Below are 17193 nucleotides of genomic sequence, written 5' to 3'. Positions count from 1 at the left end.
GGGCGGGCTAGGGCCTACTGCTCCGGGACGTCGTGGCCGCGACCCCGGTGGGGGTCGGGCAGACGATGGGTCATGAACGGCCGACTGGTGGTGAACTCACGGAACTTCAGGGCCGCTTCGGACAGGTAGGTGTCGCGGTTCCACACCAGGGTCAGCACCCGGTGGCAGTCGGGCACGTCGAGGTGGACCCAGGCGACCGGGACATGAGCCTCCGTACCGATCCGACGGGAGATCGCCGGGATGAGGCCGATGCCCAGACCCGCGCTGATCATGTCCTGACTGGCGCCCGGTTCGTCGCCCTCGCAGGACACCAGCGGGGCCAGCCCTTCGGACGAGAACAGCCGGTCGAGGAGGGCGCGCTGCCAGTGGCCCGGGCGGGTGGTGACGAAGGGCTGGTCGGCGATCTCGGGAATCGTCACGCTCTCCCGTCCGTCGAGCCGGTGGCCGCGGGGAACCGCGAGCAGCACCTCTTCCCTGGCCAGCTCGATCGACTGGAGGTTGGCCCCGGCCAGCGGTTGCGAAGCGACGCAGAAGTCCACCTCCCGGACGCGGAGTTGGCGCTCCATCTCCTCCGCGTTCGACTGGAAGAGCCGCACGTCGGCACGGGGATGGGCGTCCCGGAAGCTGCCCAGCAGCCGAGTGATCGTCAGCAGGGTCTCGGAGGCGACACTGACCCGACCGAGCCCCGTGTCACGGGCCTCACGGACGGCCCTGCGGCCGTCGTCGAGTTCGCTCAGGGCACGGTCCACATGGCGCAGGAACATCGCCCCGTACTGGTTGAGCCGGATGCGGCGGCCGTGCCGGTGGAAGAGCGGGGAGCCCAATTCGGCCTCCAAGCGGGCGATGCTCCGGCTGAGCGAGGGTTGGGCGACCCGCAGCTCCTCCGCGGCCCGGCTCATGTGCTCGTAACGGGCGACGGTCCGGAAGTAGCGCAACTGCAACAGGTCCACGTTCCACCTCCACTCATGCCTTCCGGGTCATCTTCACATGGCAAAAACGGTCTTGGAAATGCATGAGGGGTTCTCCCTACGGTCGTCACCGGGGTCACCGCACAGGTGCCACGGACAACGGCGTCCGACACCTGCACACGCGAAGCGGTGCCCCCGCACCACCCGCACGACACGCACCACCCGCACGACATGGCATGACACGACATGACATCCACCCCGACCCCGTGCCCAGGAAGGTCGCACCATGAGCGCTGTGGAGCTGGCCCGACTCCAGTTCGCGGCCACGACCGGCATCCACTGGCTGTTCGTGATCCTCACCATGGGGCTCGTCCCCCTCGTGGCGATCATGCACACCCGGGCCGCCTACACCCGTGACCCCGCGAAGAGAGCCGTCCGGGAGCGCATGACCCGCTTCTGGGCCCAGCTCTACGTCATCAACTACGCGGTCGGCATCGTCACCGGCCTCGTCATGGAGTTCCAGTTCGGGCTGAGTTGGAGCGGCCTGAGCAAGTTCGCGGGCAATGTCTTCGGCGCCCCGCTGGCCCTGGAAACCCTCATCGCCTTCTTCGCCGAGTCCACCTTCCTCGGGATGTGGATCTTCGGCTGGGGCCGGCTGCGCCGCGGCGTCCACGTCACCCTCATCTGGCTGGTGACGCTGACCGCCTACGCATCGGGCTACTGGATCATGGTCGCCAATGGCTTCATGCAGCACCCCGTCGGATACGAAGTACGGGACGGCGTAGCCTACTTGACGGATTTCGGAGCGCTGCTCACCAACCCGAACGCCCTGGTCGCGCTCGCCCACATCACGCTCGCCGCGCTCACGACGGGCACCGTCCTCGTCCTGGGGATCAGCGCCCACCACCTGGCCCGGGGCACCCCGGACACCGAGCTGTTCCGCGGCTCGCTGCGCCTGGCGCTCCTGGTGGGCACCCCCGCCGCCTGGTTCGTCGCCACCGTCGGCGAGATGCAGGTCCCCCTGATCCGCCGCAGCCAGCCGATGAAGGCGGCGGCCCTGGAGGGCGGCGACATCGACCGGGTGCAAGCCGAGCTGGTCCACGAGCACGGACCGGACGACTACGTGTTCGCGCACGACTGGCTGCGGTTCTCGATGGAGAGCATGACCCTCATCGGCTACGCCGTCTCCACCGTCACCCTCATCGCCGTACTCCTGCTGTGGAAGGGCCGGTTGTGGCGCTGGCGCCCCTTCGCCCACCTCCTGACCCTCATGATCCCGTTCCCCTTCCTCGCCTCCCTGGCCGGCTGGGCCCTACGCGAGATGGGTCGCCAACCCTGGATCATCTACGGCGAGTTGACGGTGGAGGACGCACTCTCCCCGGTCAGCAGGACCTCCCTGCTGGTGTCCTGCACCGTCTTCGTCGCGATCTTCGTCGCCCTGGCGGTGACGAACTGGACACTGATCGCCCGCTTCGCCCGCCGCGGCCCGGACGCCACCCAGCTCGGCGCCACGGAACCGCTCGGTGACCCGCCCGGCGGCACCGAGGCGAAACAACCGGTGCCGACCTACTGAGGCCGGCGCCGCCCCCGTACCCGTCACGACCCCTCCTACTGGAGCGAGGAAGGCTGAGCGAAATGAGTCTGGAGACCCTGTGGCTGGCCCTACTGGGCCTGCTGCTCGCCGGGTACTTCGTGCTCGGCGGCTACGACTACGGCGTGCAGATGCTGCACCCCCTCCTCGCCGACCGCACACCCCCACCCGCCGGGACCGCCGGCCGGAACGCCGCGCTGGCCGCCATCGCACCGTTCTTCCTGGGCAACGAGGTCTGGCTGGTCGCCTTCACCGGCGTCCTCTTCGGTGCCTTCCCCTACCTCGAAGGCACCCTGCTGACCGCTCTGTACCCGCTGATCGTGGCGATCCTCGTCGGCCTGGTCCTCGGCAACGCCGCGATCCAGCTGCGCGGACGCGCCCGCGGCGCCCGCGCCCGACGGTACGGGGACGCCCTGATCGTGTGCGGCGGCGCGCTCCCCGCCCTGGGGTGGGGGCTCGTCCTGGGCCTCCTGCTGCACGGGGTACCGCGCCGCGCCGACGGGACCTTCCACCTCGACACCGACACGGTCCTCACCCCGTTCGTGCTGGTCTGCGGGGTGACCACCGCCCTGCTCTTCGCGGCGCACGGAGCGGCCTTCGCCGCCCTGCGGTCCACCCCGGCCCTCGCCTCCCGGGCCCGGCGGACGGGCGCGAAGCTCCTGGGCGCGGTCGGCGCCACGGGCTCCCTCGCCCTGATGCTGACGCTGTTCGGCGCGGGCGCCTCGATGACGAACCGCACCACCTCGGCGGTGATCGCCGCCCTGCTCGCCGCGGCGCTCCTCGCCGCCCACCGGTGCCTGTCCCGCGGACACCTCGGCCGGGCCTTCACCGCCACCTGCTGCGCGACCCTGCTCCCGGTCCTCCTCGTCGGCGCCGGCCACTACCCGTACGTGCTGATCAGCTCCGCCGGCTCCGGCATGACCCTCGATCAGGGAGCCGCCGACAGTGCCACCCTGAAGGTGCTGACCGCATTCGGCGTCATCGTGATCCCGCTGATCCTCGCCTACCAGAGCTGGAGTTGGTGGGCCTTCCGGGGCCGCACCGGCCGCCGCCACCCCCACTACTTCTGAGCCGTCCAGGCACACGAGAGGGCTCCGGCATGAAACCGGTGGAACGCCGACTGCTGAAGGAACTCCCCGCACTGCGGCGCCACACGGCGTACGCTGCGGCGCTGGCGCTCCTGAGCGCAGGACTCATCGTCACCCAAGCGAACCTGCTGGCCACGGCCCTCGCCGACGGCTTCTCCGGGCCTGCGCTTCCACTCGCACCGCTGGCCCTGCTGGGCGTCGTCCTGGGCCTGCGCGCGCTGCTGAGCTGGTCCCGGTCGGTGCTCGCGCACCGCGCAGCGGCCGACGCCAAGCGCACCCTGCGCGACCGGATCACCGGCCGACTGCGACACACCGGCCCGCTCCGGCCCGCAGCCCACCGCCACGGCGAGACGGCCACCCTGCTCACCCGCGGCCTCGACGCCCTGGACCCCTACGTCATCGGCTACCTGCCCACCCGAGCGGCCACCGCGGTGGTACCGCTGACGATCGTCGGCTGGCTGGCGTGGACCGATTGGACCTCGGCGCTCGTCGTCCTCGTCACCCTGCCGCTGATCCCCGTCTTCGGTGCACTGGTCGGCCTGCACACCGCGCAACGCACGGCGCAGCAATGGCAGTTGCTGTCGCGACTGGGCGGCCACTTCCTGGACGTGGTGGCCGGGCTGCCGACGCTGCGGGCGTTCGGCCGGGAGCGGCACCAGACCCGGGTGGTCGGCGAGATGGCCGACGCCCACCGCCGCACCACGCTGCGGACCCTGCGCGTGGCCTTCCTGTCCTCCCTGGTCCTGGAGACCGTCGCCACCTTCTCCGTCGCCCTGGTCGCCGTCCCGGTCGGCCTACGACTGCTGGGCGGCAGCACGGACCTGCGGACCGCCCTCGTCGTCCTCTTCCTCGCCCCCGAGGCGTACGCCCCGTTGCGCGCGGCGGGCGCGGCCTTCCACACCAGCGCCGAGGGCATCGCCGTCGCCGAGCGGGTGTTCGCCCTCCTCGACGCCGAGGCCACGCCCACCGCCGGCCCCGCCGCCCGTACCCCGGTCCCCGACACCCGTACCGCGCCCCTGCACCTGGACGGGGTCACCGTCCAGTACCCGGACCGTGCCGCGCCCGCCCTCCAGCACGTCTCCCTCACCGTCCGCCCCGGGGAACGGCTCGCCCTGGTCGGCCCGAGCGGTGCCGGCAAGTCCACGCTCCTGGCACTGCTCCTCGGGTTCGTGGCCCCGGAGTCGGGCCGCGTCACGGTGGGCGGCACCGATCTCGCCCGCCTGGACCTCGAAGCCTGGCGCACCCGGTTGGCATGGGTGCCGCAACGCCCGCACCTGTTCGCGGCGTCCGTCGCGGACAACATCCGGCTGGGCTGCCCCGACGCGACCGACGCCGAGGTACGGCGAGCGGCCCGCGCCGCCTCGGCGGACTCCTTCGTCCGGGCGCTGCCCCGGGGGTACGACACCCTGCTCGGCGAAGACGGTGCAGGACTGTCCGCCGGCCAACGCCAACGCATCGCCCTGGCCCGGGCGTTCCTCGTCGACGCGCCGATCCTGCTGCTGGACGAACCGACCGCCCACCTCGACCCGGAGAGCGAGGCCGCCGTGACCCGTGCCACGGTCCGACTGATGCGCGGCCGGACCTCCGTCGTGGTCGCCCACCGCACGAGCCTGCTGCCGCACGCCGACCGGATCGTCACCGTACGCGCGGGCCGTCTCGTCGCCCCCGAACCGACGCGGGTGACCGCATGACCACGGCCGCCCGACTCACGCCACCCGCCCCGCGCCCCACCGTCCGGCTCCTGCGGCACCTCCTCCCCCACTGGCGCCGCCTGTTGCCGGCCGCACTCGCCGCAGCCGCCAGCGACCTCGCGGGCGCCGCACTGATGGCCACCGCCGCCTGGCTGATCACCCGCGCCGCCGAACAGCCCCCGCTCGCCGCGATCAGCCTCGCGATCGTCGCCGTGCGCGCCCTGGCCCTGGGCCGCGGGGTGCTGCGCTACGCCGACCGGCTGCTCGGTCACGACGGTGCGCTGCGGGCCGTCGCCGGATTCCGCACCCGGGTGTACGAGGCCCTGGTGCCGCTGGCTCCGGCGGGCATCCCGGCCTTCCGCAGCGGCGACCTCCTGACCCGACTCGTGGATGACGTCGACGCCGCCCAGGACCTCCTGCTGCGGGTCCTGGTTCCGGCATCGGCCGCCCTCGTCGTGGCGACCGCCGCCACCGCGACGACCGCGGTACTGCTGCCGGAGGCGGGCGTCCTCCTCGGTGTGCTGCTGGCCGTGGCCGGCCTCGCGGTACCCACCCTGGTGCTCACCGTGTCCCACCGCACCGGCCGTGCAGCGAAGTCCAGCCGCGCCGAACTCACTACGCACACCTTGGACTTGACCCGGGGCGCCGCGGACCTCGCCGCGTACGGCGGCCTGCGCCGCGCCGAGGAACGGGCCCGCCGCGCCGCAGCCCGCATCGCCACCCTGGAGCGCCGGGCGGCCCTGACCACCACCCTGGCGTCCACCGCGGTGCTGCTGCTCCAGGGCGCGGCCGTGGTCGGTGTCACCTGGCTGGCGCTGCGCTCGCACGCCACGGGTGCGCTGCCCGCCGTGCACCTCACCGTCCTCGCGGTCCTCGCCCTGGTCGCCTTCGACGCCCTGACTCCGTTGCCCGCCGCGGCCCAGCGGTTCACCGAAGTACGGGCATCGGCCCACCGGCTGGCCGCCCTGTTCGACACCCCGCCCCCGGTCGCCGAGCCGACCGCGCCGGTCCCGGTCCGCGCCGCGGGCCCACTCGACGTCGAGATCACCGACCTGCGGGTACGCCACGCCCCGGCCGGTCCGCCCGCCCTCGACGGACTGACCCTACGGATTCCGGCCGGCCGGCGGGTCGTGCTGCTCGGCGCCAGCGGCTCCGGCAAGTCGACGCTGATCGCGACGCTGATGCGGTTCGTCCCGTACGAGGCGGGGAGCGTCCGGGTCGGCGGGCGCGAGTTGCGGGCCTGCGCGGGCGCCGAGGTCCGGCGGGTGATCACCGGAGTGACCGAGTCCGCGCACGTCTTCCACACCACGATCCGCGCGAACCTGCTGCTGGCCCGCCCCGGGGCCACGGACGCCGAGCTGCGGGCGGTGGCCGACCGGGCCCGCCTCCTGGACTGGATCGATTCGCTGCCCGACCGCTGGGACACCCTCCTCGGCGAGGACGGCACCGCGATGTCCGGCGGCCAGCGTCAACGCCTGCTGCTGGCCCGTGCGTTGTTGGCCGACCCGCCGGTCCTCGTACTGGACGAACCCACCGAAGGGCTCGACCCCGACTCCGCCGCCGCCGTGCTCGCCGACGTCCTCGACGCCACCCGCGGCCGTACCACCCTCCTGGTCACCCACGAGCGGGCCGGCCTCGCCGCCGCCGACGAGATCCTGACCTTGGACCGCGGCCGGCTCCTCCCGTAGCGAGGCGCACCGATCCGTCAGCGCAGGTCGAGCCGCATCAGGACCCGGGGGTGACCGGCGAGCACCGAGGTGGTGTCGGCCGCGTGCGTGAACCCGGCGCGTTCGAAGTTCTTCCGGATGCCGGCGTACGCCATCGTCAGGTCGACCCGGGCGTCACCGTTGTCGAGCGGGTACGCCTCGATCGCCGGTGCGCCGTGGGCACGGGCGAACTCGACGCCACCGGCGATCAGGGCGTGCGAGATCCCCTTCTTGCGGTGACCCGGCCGGACCCGGATGCACCACAGCGACCAGACCGGCAGGTCGTCGACGTACGGCACCTTGCGGCTGCGCGCGAAGGAGGTGTTCGCGCGCGGCGCCACGGCCGCCCAGCCCACCGGCTCGTCACCGTCGTACGCGAGCACGCCCGGCGGGGGCTCCGCACGGCACAGCCCGGCGACGTACTCACCACGGGCCGGCCCGCGCAGCTCGTTGTTGAGCTTCGACGGAATCCGGTAGCTCAGACACCAACAGACGTTCGCGGTCGGCGACCTCGGGCCGATCAGGGTACGGACGTCCTCGAAGGTCGAGGCGGGGCGCACGGCGATGGTCATGACGTCACGATGTCATGACGTGCCCGTGGGCTCACCGATCGGCGCGGGAGTCGTGCCAGTGCACGGACACCGGTTCGCCCTTGATGTAGTGGCCGATGCCGAGGGAGTTGTAGCGGACGGTGTCGTGCGGGAGCTGGTCGCGGTGGTGCCAGGCGATGCCGGCGCATGTGTGGGGCTCCGCGTTGACCGGTTCGCCGTCCCACTCGCCCGTGGCGAAGAACCATCCGACCCTGGTCTGCCCTTCGGGGTTGCGGAAGTACATGACGTGGACGAGCCGCAGCGCCTCGCGCCGGACGCGGACGCCGATCTCCTCAGCTGCTTCGCGGATGATCGCGTCGTAGACGTCCTCGTCGTGTTCGACCTTGCCGGACGGCAGGTTCAGGAGCCCGTCGGCGTACCCCGTGTTCTGCCGTTCGGCCAGGAGCAGCGTGTCCCCCCGTTCGAGGATGAGCATGACGTCGTTCACCGGACGGCGGGGATGTGGCACAGGTCCTCCAACGGCAACGGTCGCCGCCGGGGACTCTAGCGCCGGCCCATGGGCGGAGATGCATCCGGCGAACGCGCCTTCACGCGGCTGAAGTCCTGGCGACTGTTACGGCGAGCCAGATCCATGGCGCCTTCACCGACCGCTGATGGGAGGCCGCGAGCTGGCGTTCCGGTCAATTCATGGCAGCGTCAGGCTCTTTTCCTTGCTGAGCCTGGTCGGCACGCTCGACGGAGGTGCGGAGCAGCCTGGGCAGCAGGGTGTCGGCGGACTCCCCGGATGTCACGACCCTGACCAGCACGCTGTCGGTGCGGGCGAACGCCTCAAACTCCGGATCTGAGGACGTGGAACTGTCCTGCTCGACCGCCACTCGTTCGTTTCCGATCTGCGCGATGTCTAGCTTCCTGTCGCCTTTGAGCTCGCGAACTATCTGCGCATAGACGTCGGAGGCGGCACCACTGGACGTGAAGGCGATGACTTGCACGCCTGCCGTCCCTCCCTCCGGAATGTCCCATTCCGACTCTGCTTGCGCAAAAGCTCCCTGGCAATTCCTCTCCGGCGGACATTTTTCCACCTCTGGCCCGTGAGTCACTTCCCAGCCTCGGGGCAGACCGTCCCCAGAGGGGAGGACCTTCTGGGTCAGGGCCGCGCTGTCCAGCGGTTCCGCTGTGCCGGCGTCATCAGTCGATCGCGAAAGCAGGTAGCCGCCCACGGCCAGGACGGCCAGGAGCCCCGCAATAGCCAGCCACGCCGCGAGCGGGTTCTTGTGAATGATCGATTGATCACCGCCTACGACGTTCACCCCTTTGAGGCGATTTCGCGTCCCGCGGATGTCGACACCGTGATTTGGTCCACCCGAAGACGGTGTCAGCGAGTGCAGGGCGGCGCTGAGCTCGGACAGCAGTTCCGGATCGCGCTCCACCTCCGCGAGCAGCACTGTCCGCGCATTGTCCTGCACCGCCGCTGCGGTGGTCTCGTCCGGCGGGTTCGCACCCAGGGCCACCTGGGCAGCGCGCCCCTGCGGTGTCATGCCCAGCCGATCGGAGACCATGTCTCCCAGTCGTGTCCCTACTGCGGCCGCAGCTCCCGAACCTATGGGCGCCGCCACCATTCGAACCACTTCGGTAACTACCGCAAAAGGCTCCATGCTTCCCCCGGTTTGTCACCATCCCTGACCCTCAAGTATGCATGTGTGAGGGTGAGTTGACCTCGGAATCGTTCTCATGCGTGGGGAGTCCGGAGTCATCGGCTCGATGTCGCCCGTGCCGCTGTCGTCGGTACCGGGACTACTCGCACGCGAGAAATCGACCTGGCCTTCGCGGCTGCGCTTGAGCATGGCTCGTCCAGGGCGGGGGCGTCGGCCGTATCGACACGTCACCAAGGAGATCCCAACAGGCTCGCCGCCTCGGCTGAACGCCCAGCCGCTGCCCGTGGTGTCGGTGGAAGGGGGGCGTGTTCGCGCACCCAGGCCCGGACGATGTGCGGGGTTGTCACAACGAGGGACCCGGCGGTGTCTTGAGGCCGAACCCCCTTGAGGCGAAGGAGACACCATGCCCCAGAACGTCGAAGTGGTCGTGATCGGCGGCGGATACGCCGGCGTCATGGCCGCCAACCGGCTGACGCAGCGCCCGGACGTGACGGTGACGCTGGTCAACCCGCGCCCGCACTTCGTCGAGCGCATCCGTCTGCACCAGTTGGTGGGCGGCTCCCACCCGGCGGTCGTCGACTACCGCAAGGTGCTGGCCGGCGGCGTCGGTCTGGTGGTCGACAGCGTGCAGCGGATCGACGCGGCCGAGCGCGGCGTGACCTTGAGCGCGGCGTGACCTTGGCGGCCGGCGGCACGGTCGGCTACGACTACCTGATCTACGCGGTGGGCAGCGCCAGCACCGCACCGCGGGTGCCCGGAGCGGCCGGGTTCGCCTACCCGATCGCCGACCTGGAGGAGGCGCAGCGGCTGCGGGCGGCCGTGGACGCCGCGCCCCCGACGGCCGCGGTGACGGTCGTCGGGGGCGGTTCGACCGGGATCGAGACGGCCGCCGAACTGGCGGAGGAGGGCCGCACCGTGACCCTGGTGTGCGGCGGGGTGCTCGGCGCGAGCCTGCACCCCCGGGGCCGACGCTCGGTGGCCCGGCGGCTGACCGCGCTCGGTGTGAGCGTCCTCGAAGGCGCCGGTGCGCGGGTGACGGCCGTGACGCGCGATGCCGTGCGGTTGGGCGACGGCCGCGAACTGCCCAGTGCGGTGACCGTGTGGGCCACCGGGTTCGGGGTGCCCGACCTGGCCGACCGCAGCGGGTTCAGCACGGACGGAGTGGGCCGCCTCCTCACCGACGAGACGTTGACGAGCGTGGACGACGTACGGGTCGTCGCGGCCGGGGACGCGGCGGCCCCCTCGGGTCTCCCGTTCCGGATGAGTTGCCAGGCCGCGGTGCAGCTGGGCCCGCAGGCCGCCGAGACGGTGCTCAGCCGGATCGCCGGTGAGGACCCCGCCCCCGTCGACGTGGGGTTCTTCAGCCAGTGCATCAGCCTGGGGCGGCGCGCCGGTGTCCTCCAGCTCGCCGGCAGGGACGACACCGCACGGAGGCACCACCTCGGCGGCCGGACGGGCGCCGGGCTGAAGGAGTTCATCTGCAAGGGCGTCGTCTGGCAGTTGTCGTACGAGGCGCGCCGTCCCGGTACGCGCACTTGGTGGGTCAAGGACGCCAAGCGCCGGCAGTTGCTGGAGGAGCGGCGGGACGCGGCGCCGGCCGACCCGGAACGGGCCACGAGGGGGCCGCGGTGACGAGCGACGCCCACACCGCTGACCGGGCGACCGATGCCTTCCTGGCCCACCGCAACCTGCTCTTCACCGTCGCGTACGAGCTGCTCGGCTCGGCGGTCGACGCCGAAGACGTCCTCCAGGAGACCTGGCTGCGGTGGGTCGAGGTCGACCTGCCGCGGGTGCGCGACCCGCGAGCCTACCTGGTCAGGATCACCACCCGGCAGTCGCTCAACCGACTGCGGGCGAGGAAACGCCGCAAGGAGGCGTACGTCGGTTCCTGGCTGCCGGAGCCGATGCTGACCGCGCCGGACGTGGCCGAGGACGTCGAACTCACCGAGAGCGTGTCGCTGGCGCTCCTGCTCGTCCTCGAAACGCTGTCGCCGACCGAACGTGCCGTCTTCGTGCTGCGCGAGGCGTTCGACGTCAGCTACGACGAGATCGCCACCGCCCTCGGCAAGAGCCCCGCGGCCGTCCGTCAGATCGCGCACCGCGCCCGGGGACACGTCCATGCCCGTCGTCCGCGGACGGCCGTCGCCCCGGGGGAGGTCCGGGCGGCCGTGGATTCGCTCCAGCGCGCATTCGAGAACGGCGACCTGCAAGCCGTTCTGGACGTGCTCGCCCCCGACGTCGTGCTGGTGAGTGACGGCGGGGGCGTCAAGCAGGCCGCGCTGCGGCCGATCGCCGGCGCCGCGAAGGTGGGCCGCTTCATCATCGGCGGCACCGGCAAGGCGGGCAGCAGGCTCACCGGCGTCCCCACCGTGGTCAACGGCAGCCCCGCGCTCCTCGTCCAGCTGGACGGCAAGGTCGACGGTGTGATGGCGGTGCGCGTCCAGGACGCCCGCATCACCGGCATCTACTACATCCGCAACCCGGCGAAACTGTCCCGCATCGCGTCCGAGGTCCCGCTCACCCTGCGCTGAACGGGGCGCGCCGGGGCCGCGGCAGTGACCCCGGCGCGCCACGGTGCCGGTCGGGCGCCGACCGTCAGTGGCCAGCGACGACGCCGGTCAGCTCGTTCGGCGCGTCCGGCAGCGTGACGGACGCCTTCTTCTCACCGGATTCGATGTCGAAGGCGTGCAGCTTCCGCTTGCCGGGCTCGCTGACGTACGCGGTGTGGTCACGGACGAAGAGCACCGGCCGGGGCTGCTGCCAGTCCAGCGGCTCCTTCCACGCGCCGACCGCCGGAACGGTCCTGGTGACCTTGCCCTGCTCCGGGTCGATGACGTGGACGGCGCCGTCCGTGCCCAGGACGAGCGCCTCGCCGTGCGGTCCGCGGGCCAGGGAGCGGAACGAGTAGCTGGTGCCGAGGTCGACCAGGCGCAGCTTGCCGGTCCGGGTGTCGATCAGGGACACCCGCTCGGGTCGTTCGAGTTCCGCTTCGGGGTCGGTCTTGTAGTCGCCGAGCAGGATCGGTGACGCGTCGCTGCCGGCCTGGTTGCCTATCCGGCCGTAGGCGTCGGGGGACTCGACCTTGGTGAACTTGCCGTCCCGGTAGATCAGGACCCCGTCCTCGCAACCGAGGGCGATCGCCTCGCCCTTGGCCGCGGCCTCCCCGTGGACGCCGGGGCAGTCCTCGCTACGGGCGACCTCCTTGTCGTCCTCGTCCAGGACGACGGCGCCCACCCGCTTCTCCTCGTCGCCGAGGGTGGTGAGCAGTTCGCCGTTCGCCAGCTCGACGGCGACTCCGTGGTGCGGCTCCTCGGTGGTGTGGGTGCGCCCCTTCGGCTTCTTGCCGGTGGCCAGCTCGGCCGGGTCGAAGACGTGGACCTCGCCGGTGCCGTCGGTGAAGAGGACGGTCTTGCCCGCGTGGCGGACGACGTGGCCGGGCTTGGCGCCCTTGAACTCGATGTCGGTGAGGGTCTGCGCGGAGGCGTCGAGGGCCCGGAATCCGCTGTCGGTGGAGAGCATCACATGGGTGTCGTCACCGGCGGGGCTGACGCGGTTGAAGCCGGGCAGGTCGATGGTCTTGCCGAGCTTCAGCGACTCGCCGTCCAGCAGGTGGAGGCCGCCGTCGAAGGTGGCGACCAGCGGCTCCCGCAGTGCGGCGGCGGACGGGCTGCTCGGCGCCGCCTTCGCGGCATCCGCTCGTGTTCCTGCCTGCGCGGAGTCCGCCTTCTTCTCCTCCGTGCCGCAGGCGGTGAGGGCTACGGACACGGCGAGGGCGAGAGCGGCGCCGGTGACGGCACGACTGCGCACGGGGTGCTTCGCCGGGTTCTTCACGGGGGTCTTCGCTGGGGTGTTCGCTGGGGTGTTCACGGGGATGTTCACTGGGGAGTTCCTTTCTTCGCCGCGGTGCGGCACGGTCATTCATGGGGATGGGGATGGGGGTGGGGTGTCCGGTCGAGCGGGACCGCAGGGGGTGGTCAACTCGCGGTCAGGCCGGTGGTCATGGCCTCGGTGTTGGCGCGCATCATCGTCAGATAGGTGTCCGCGCCGCCTCCCTCTTCGGTCAGCGACTCGGAGTGGAGCGCGACGACGCTCACCTCTCCCCCCGTCTCCTGGCGCAGGACCTCGGCCAGGCGCTGGGGGCGGGAGGAATCCGCGAAGATCGTCCGTACGCCTGCCGCGCGCATCGCCCGGGTGAGGGAGCGCAGGTCGGAGGAGCTGGGCGAGGCGAGGGTGGTGCCGCTGGGGATGACGGCTCCGACGACCCGGAAGCCGAAGCGGTCGGCTAGGTAGCCGAAGACGTGGTGGTTGGTCACCAACGCCCGGCGGTCCTCGGGGACGCGGTCGAAGGACCGCGTCATCCAGGACGTGAGGTCCGTCAACTCCTGTGCGTAGCGCTGGGCGTTGCGGTGCACGGCGCTCCGCTCGACGCCGTCCACGTGCGCGGTGATCTGGTCGGCGAGGAGGTCGACGGCCTTCCTGACCCGGTCGGGGTCGGTCCAGAAGTGCGGATCGGGCTGCCCGTCGTCGGCCTCGGGGCCGCCGTCCTCGGACCGGTAGGCGAGCGGTTCGACCGCCTTGCCGACCTCGAAGGTGGCCACGCCGGCCCGGCGTGCGTTGTCGACGTGCCTCAGGACGTTCTCCTCCAGGCCGAGTCCGTTGAAGACCACCAAGTCGGCCCGTTCCAGGGTGGCCGCCTCGGCCGCCGACAGTCCGAAGGAGTGCGGGTCGGCGTTCGGCTTCATCAGGACGGCGACCTCGGCTTCACCGCCGACGACCTCACGGGTGATGTCGCCGAGGATGTTGGTCGTCACCACGATCTGCGGCCGGTCGGCGTCCCCGGCGGCACAGGCCGGCACCGTCCCCACCACGATGAGGAGGCCGAGCAGGAGTCGGGCCGAACGGCGCATCGGTGGGCGCCTGTTGCCCGGTGTCATCGTCCGGTCTCCACCATCAGGCCCGGCCGGATGTCCAGGTCGAAGGAGCGGGCGACGCGCAGCGAGTCGTTGTAGTCGATCTCGTCGACCCGTTTCGCCGCGGGGTTGCTGACGTAGGCACGGCTGTGGTCGACGGCGATGTCCGGCGCACCGGCGTCCCCGGCACGGATGCCGTCCCGGGCTGCGTTCCGGACGCCGTCCCGGGCGGGGAGGGCGCGCAGGGCGGCTTGGTCGGTGCGCTCGCCCGTGTCGACGTCGAAGCCGCGCAGCGTGCCGTCGGTGCCGAGGGCGAGCAGGGGCGCGCCCTCGCCGGCGGTGTTGGCGGCGAGCACGGGTCCCGTTTCGACCCGCTTCCACGCTCGGTCCGTGACGTCCAGTACCCAGACGGAGGTGTCACCGGCGAGCGCCGTGAGCGTGTCGCTGCCGGGCCGGAGCCGGAAGTCCCGGGCCCGCTCGCCCGGGGGCACGTCCTGCGGGTACGGGATCTTGACCGCGGTGAACTCCTCGCCCCGGGCCCGGACCAGCAGGGCTCCGTCGGCGCAGCCCAGCACGACACCGCGCCGGGTCACCGCCTCCCCCCGCGGGTCACGGCACTCCGCCTTCAGCGACGCCGTCTCCTCGCCCGCCCGGTCCAGGACCGTGACCCCGGCCCCCGCGGCGCGCGGCACGGCCACCACGTGATCGCGGAAGGGGACCACGGCGGCGTGCCGGCCGGTGAGGGGGCGCCCGGCGCCGATCCGCCCCTGCTCCAGATCGCCGCGCCGGTGGAGCACCGTGCCCCGGCTCCCGGTCGTCACGGCGACGTGCGTCCCGTCGCCCCTGCTGACCCGGGCGTCGCCACCGTGGGGGGTCAGCCGGCCGAGGGTGCGGATGTCGGCCCGGTAGTAGTGGACGTGGTCGCCGTGGTCCACCATCCAGGCACCGGTGTCCAGCACCGAGACACCGGCGGGGGCGTGGAAGTACCCGAACCGGCCGTCCGTGGTGAGGGCGGTGGCGCCCTTGACCCCTTCGACCCGGTGCACCTTCTCGGTGATCAGGTCCAGCACCCGCGCCGCGCCGGTGGCGGGGTCGCTCAGTACGAGGCGTGCCTGCTGTTCGGCGGACTCCCGGGCGCCCTCGACGTGACCGTGCGGCGGGGAGCCCGACGGTTCCGGTTCGTTCCCGGACCCGCCGCCCGTCGTACATCCGACGGCGAGAACGGCCACGAGAACGGTGACGAGCGCGCGGGGCAGTGGGGCGTGAGGTAGCGGGGCGCGGCGGCGGGCCGGGTCCCTGTGGATCGTCACGAGCGGTGAACTCCCTTGTCTACGGCGTCTGGTGGGTCGGCTGCGGTACGGGGGCGGGCGCGACCGGCACGGCCGGGTCGGTCCGGGCAGCCGGGGCGGTCAGTCGCCGGAGGACATCGGCGGCGGTGCGGGAGAGGAAGAACTGGGCCACGGCGACCGCGGCGATGGTCGCCCCGGCGGCGGTGTCCAGGTGCCAGGACAGCAACAGCCCGAGGAACGTGGCACTCGCGCCCAGCGCCGCCGCCCCCGCCATCACCGCGGGCACGCTGCGCGCCCACGGGAGCACCGACGCGGGCGGGGCGATGAGCAAGCCGAGCACCAACAGGGTCCCCACGATGTGGAACGAGGCGACGATCGCCAGCGTCAGCAGGCCCAGCAGCAGTGCGTGGGCCCAGCGCGGACGCAGTCCCAGGGTGTGGGCCTTGCGCTCGTCGAAGGCCAGCGCGACGAAGGCCCGGTGGCCCAGTACGGCGACGGTCGACGCCACGGCGAGGGCGACGGCCAGGGCGACCAGGTCCCCTTCCCCGACGGCCAGGACGTCCCCGAAGAGGAACCCGGTCAGGTCGACGGCGAAGGACTGGGAGCGGGACACGATGATCACGCCGAGCGAGAGCATCCCCACGAAGAGCAGTCCGATGCCGGTGTCCTGGCTGAGGCGCGGGGTGCGCCCGAGGACGCTGACCCCGGCGGCCATCACCACCGCGCTCGCCGCGGCGCCGACCAGCAGATTGCCGCCGAGCAGCGCCGCGACGGCGACCCCCGGCAGCAGCCCGTGGGACATCGCGTCACCGAGGAAGGCCATCCCCCGGAGCACCACCCAGGTCCCGGCCAGCGCCGTGATCGCGGACACCAGGAGCCCGCCGAACAGCGCCCTTTGCACGAAGGTCACCTCGAAGGGACCCGTCAACCATTCCATGCCGCAACACTATAATGAAAACGATTATCACTACAGATAGGTTTCACCGTGGACGCTTCACCCCGCCCTCCCCGCATCCGCCTGACGGCGATCGACGCGGGATACGCCGACAAACCGGTGCTCCACCAAGTCACCCTGGAGATACCGGCGTTGGGCATCACGTCCTTGATCGGCCCGAACGGCAGCGGCAAGTCGACGCTGCTCGGCGTCGTCGCCGGTGTGATCCAGCCGACATCCGGAACCGTCCACTACGCGGGCAGCCCCGCCCCCGCCTTCGTCCCGCAGCGCAGCACCGTGAGCGATGCGCTGCCGCTCACCGTGCGGCAGACCGTCGAGATGGCCCGCTGGCGCAGCCGGGGCCCGTGGCGACGCCTGACGAAGAGCGATCACGCCACGGTCGACGAGGCGCTGGAGCGGCTGGGCATCGCCCACCTCGCACCCCGACAGCTGGGCGAACTGTCGGGCGGGCAACGTCAACGCGCCTTCATCGCCCAGGGCATCGCCCAGCGCTCCGATCTGCTCCTCCTGGACGAACCCGGTACGGGGCTCGACCCCGAGGCGCGGCACGGCATCGAACGGCTGCTGACCGACCTCACCGCCGACGACATCACCGTGGTCCAGGCCACGCACGACCTGTCCTCGGCGCGCGCCGGGCACCACTGCCTCCTGCTGCGCGACGGCCGCCTCGAAGCCGCCGGCCCCCCGGCGGACGTCCTGACCGCCGCGTCCCTCTGAGGCCGCGATGCCGTGCCCGTTTCGTCGCGGCTGCCCGGTTGTCGGAACCCGCCACTAGGATCTCCGGGGAGCCTTCGGCCGCCCCCTGATCCGAGGCGGCGGCTCGTCAGCGCGGAAGTCCGACAGCGGGGGGGG

Annotated in this window: 16 protein-coding genes; 8 read left to right on the top strand and 8 right to left on the bottom strand. The window is 72.0% G+C overall.

Features of this window, described 5'->3' with window-relative positions; all coding sequences use genetic code 11:
- Nucleotides 1-14: 14 nt before the first annotated feature.
- A complete protein-coding gene (locus ACFWIA_RS02480; protein WP_386999629.1) occupies nt 15-950 on the bottom strand; it encodes a LysR family transcriptional regulator in 936 nt (311 codons plus the stop codon).
- Between the two features lie 244 nt (nt 951-1194).
- On the opposite strand from ACFWIA_RS02480, the gene ACFWIA_RS02475 reads away from it, so the two are divergent.
- From ACFWIA_RS02475 to cydC, 4 genes are all read left to right on the top strand, one after another.
- Entirely contained in the window at nt 1195-2481 is a 1287-nt protein-coding gene (locus tag ACFWIA_RS02475; protein WP_386999626.1) for a cytochrome ubiquinol oxidase subunit I, read from the top strand.
- Nucleotides 2482-2543: 62 nt separating this feature from the next.
- On the top strand, nt 2544-3569 hold the full coding sequence (locus ACFWIA_RS02470; protein ID WP_386999624.1) for a cytochrome d ubiquinol oxidase subunit II: 1026 nt from the start codon (nt 2544-2546) through the stop codon (nt 3567-3569).
- A 29-nt stretch (nt 3570-3598) separates the two neighbouring features.
- Complete coding sequence (cydD, locus tag ACFWIA_RS02465) at nt 3599-5278, top strand: thiol reductant ABC exporter subunit CydD (RefSeq protein WP_386999622.1); 1680 nt, start codon at nt 3599-3601, stop codon at nt 5276-5278.
- Nucleotides 5275-6966, top strand: coding sequence for a thiol reductant ABC exporter subunit CydC (gene cydC, locus ACFWIA_RS02460; protein WP_386999620.1), 1692 nt, complete (start codon nt 5275-5277; stop codon nt 6964-6966). Before cydD ends, cydC begins: the two co-directional genes overlap by 4 nt.
- Before the next feature lie 17 nt (nt 6967-6983).
- Here cydC and ACFWIA_RS02455 read toward each other — a convergent pair whose 3' ends face one another.
- The 3 genes from ACFWIA_RS02455 to ACFWIA_RS02445 all read right to left on the bottom strand — a co-directional run bounded on the left by ACFWIA_RS02455 (nt 6984) and on the right by ACFWIA_RS02445 (nt 9091).
- Nucleotides 6984-7556, bottom strand: coding sequence for a GNAT family N-acetyltransferase (locus ACFWIA_RS02455; RefSeq protein WP_386999617.1), 573 nt, complete (start codon nt 7554-7556; stop codon nt 6984-6986).
- 31 nt (nt 7557-7587) lie between these two features.
- Complete coding sequence (locus tag ACFWIA_RS02450) at nt 7588-8043, bottom strand: NUDIX domain-containing protein (protein WP_386999615.1); 456 nt, start codon at nt 8041-8043, stop codon at nt 7588-7590.
- A gap of 172 nt (nt 8044-8215) precedes the next feature.
- Nucleotides 8216-9091 carry a hypothetical protein gene (locus ACFWIA_RS02445; RefSeq protein ID WP_386999613.1) on the bottom strand — a complete coding sequence of 292 codons (876 nt, stop codon included), beginning with the start codon at nt 9089-9091 and terminating at the stop codon, nt 8216-8218.
- Nucleotides 9092-9590: 499 nt separating this feature from the next.
- Between ACFWIA_RS02445 and ACFWIA_RS02440 the strand changes: the two genes are divergently transcribed.
- Genes ACFWIA_RS02440 through ACFWIA_RS02430 form a run of 3 tightly spaced genes read left to right on the top strand, consistent with a single transcriptional unit; the run spans nt 9591 to nt 11718 of the window.
- Complete coding sequence (locus tag ACFWIA_RS02440; RefSeq protein WP_386999611.1) at nt 9591-9863, top strand: FAD-dependent oxidoreductase; 273 nt, start codon at nt 9591-9593, stop codon at nt 9861-9863.
- Nucleotides 9860-10819 (top strand): NAD(P)/FAD-dependent oxidoreductase, encoded by a 960-nt coding sequence (locus tag ACFWIA_RS02435; RefSeq protein WP_386999609.1) that lies wholly within the window; start codon nt 9860-9862, stop codon nt 10817-10819. The genes ACFWIA_RS02440 and ACFWIA_RS02435 overlap by 4 nt, the downstream gene beginning before the upstream one ends.
- Nucleotides 10816-11718: an RNA polymerase sigma-70 factor gene (locus tag ACFWIA_RS02430; RefSeq protein ID WP_386999607.1), complete on the top strand. Its 903-nt coding sequence runs from the start codon at nt 10816-10818 to the stop codon at nt 11716-11718. Before ACFWIA_RS02435 ends, ACFWIA_RS02430 begins: the two co-directional genes overlap by 4 nt.
- A 64-nt stretch (nt 11719-11782) precedes the next feature.
- On the opposite strand, the gene aztD is transcribed toward ACFWIA_RS02430, so the two are convergent.
- The 4 genes from aztD to aztB form a co-directional block, all read right to left on the bottom strand.
- Nucleotides 11783-13018 (bottom strand): zinc metallochaperone AztD, encoded by a 1236-nt coding sequence (gene aztD, locus ACFWIA_RS02425; RefSeq protein ID WP_386999839.1) that lies wholly within the window; start codon nt 13016-13018, stop codon nt 11783-11785.
- Between the two features lie 143 nt (nt 13019-13161).
- Nucleotides 13162-14094, bottom strand: coding sequence for a zinc ABC transporter substrate-binding protein AztC (gene aztC, locus ACFWIA_RS02420; RefSeq protein WP_386999605.1), 933 nt, complete (start codon nt 14092-14094; stop codon nt 13162-13164).
- A 23-nt stretch (nt 14095-14117) separates the two neighbouring features.
- Complete coding sequence (locus ACFWIA_RS02415; protein WP_386999603.1) at nt 14118-15407, bottom strand: hypothetical protein; 1290 nt, start codon at nt 15405-15407, stop codon at nt 14118-14120.
- Nucleotides 15408-15426: 19 nt separating this feature from the next.
- A complete protein-coding gene (gene aztB, locus ACFWIA_RS02410; protein ID WP_386999601.1) occupies nt 15427-16323 on the bottom strand; it encodes a zinc ABC transporter permease AztB in 897 nt (298 codons plus the stop codon).
- A 48-nt stretch (nt 16324-16371) separates the two neighbouring features.
- Between aztB and aztA the strand changes: the two genes are divergently transcribed.
- Entirely contained in the window at nt 16372-17058 is a 687-nt protein-coding gene (aztA, locus tag ACFWIA_RS02405; protein WP_386999599.1) for a zinc ABC transporter ATP-binding protein AztA, read from the top strand.
- Nucleotides 17059-17193 lie beyond the last annotated feature (135 nt).

The sequence above is a fragment of the Streptomyces sp. NPDC127068 genome (genome assembly GCF_042724695.1).
Classification (GTDB): Bacteria; Actinomycetota; Actinomycetes; order Streptomycetales; family Streptomycetaceae; genus Streptomyces.
This window is presented reverse-complemented; position numbering and strand designations above follow the sequence as displayed.

Coding starts and splice junctions, on each gene's coding strand:
- ACFWIA_RS02445 (WP_386999613.1), bottom strand. CDS start 9,091: ATGGTCTCCGATCGGCTGGGCATGACACCGCAGGGGCGCGCTGCCCAG.
- aztC (WP_386999605.1), bottom strand. CDS start 14,094: ATGCGCCGTTCGGCCCGACTCCTGCTCGGCCTCCTCATCGTGGTGGGG.
- ACFWIA_RS02470 (WP_386999624.1), top strand. CDS start 2,544: ATGAGTCTGGAGACCCTGTGGCTGGCCCTACTGGGCCTGCTGCTCGCC.
- ACFWIA_RS02440 (WP_386999611.1), top strand. CDS start 9,591: ATGCCCCAGAACGTCGAAGTGGTCGTGATCGGCGGCGGATACGCCGGC.
- ACFWIA_RS02455 (WP_386999617.1), bottom strand. CDS start 7,556: ATGACCATCGCCGTGCGCCCCGCCTCGACCTTCGAGGACGTCCGTACC.
- cydC (WP_386999620.1), top strand. CDS start 5,275: ATGACCACGGCCGCCCGACTCACGCCACCCGCCCCGCGCCCCACCGTC.
- cydD (WP_386999622.1), top strand. CDS start 3,599: ATGAAACCGGTGGAACGCCGACTGCTGAAGGAACTCCCCGCACTGCGG.
- ACFWIA_RS02475 (WP_386999626.1), top strand. CDS start 1,195: ATGAGCGCTGTGGAGCTGGCCCGACTCCAGTTCGCGGCCACGACCGGC.
- aztB (WP_386999601.1), bottom strand. CDS start 16,323: ATGGAATGGTTGACGGGTCCCTTCGAGGTGACCTTCGTGCAAAGGGCG.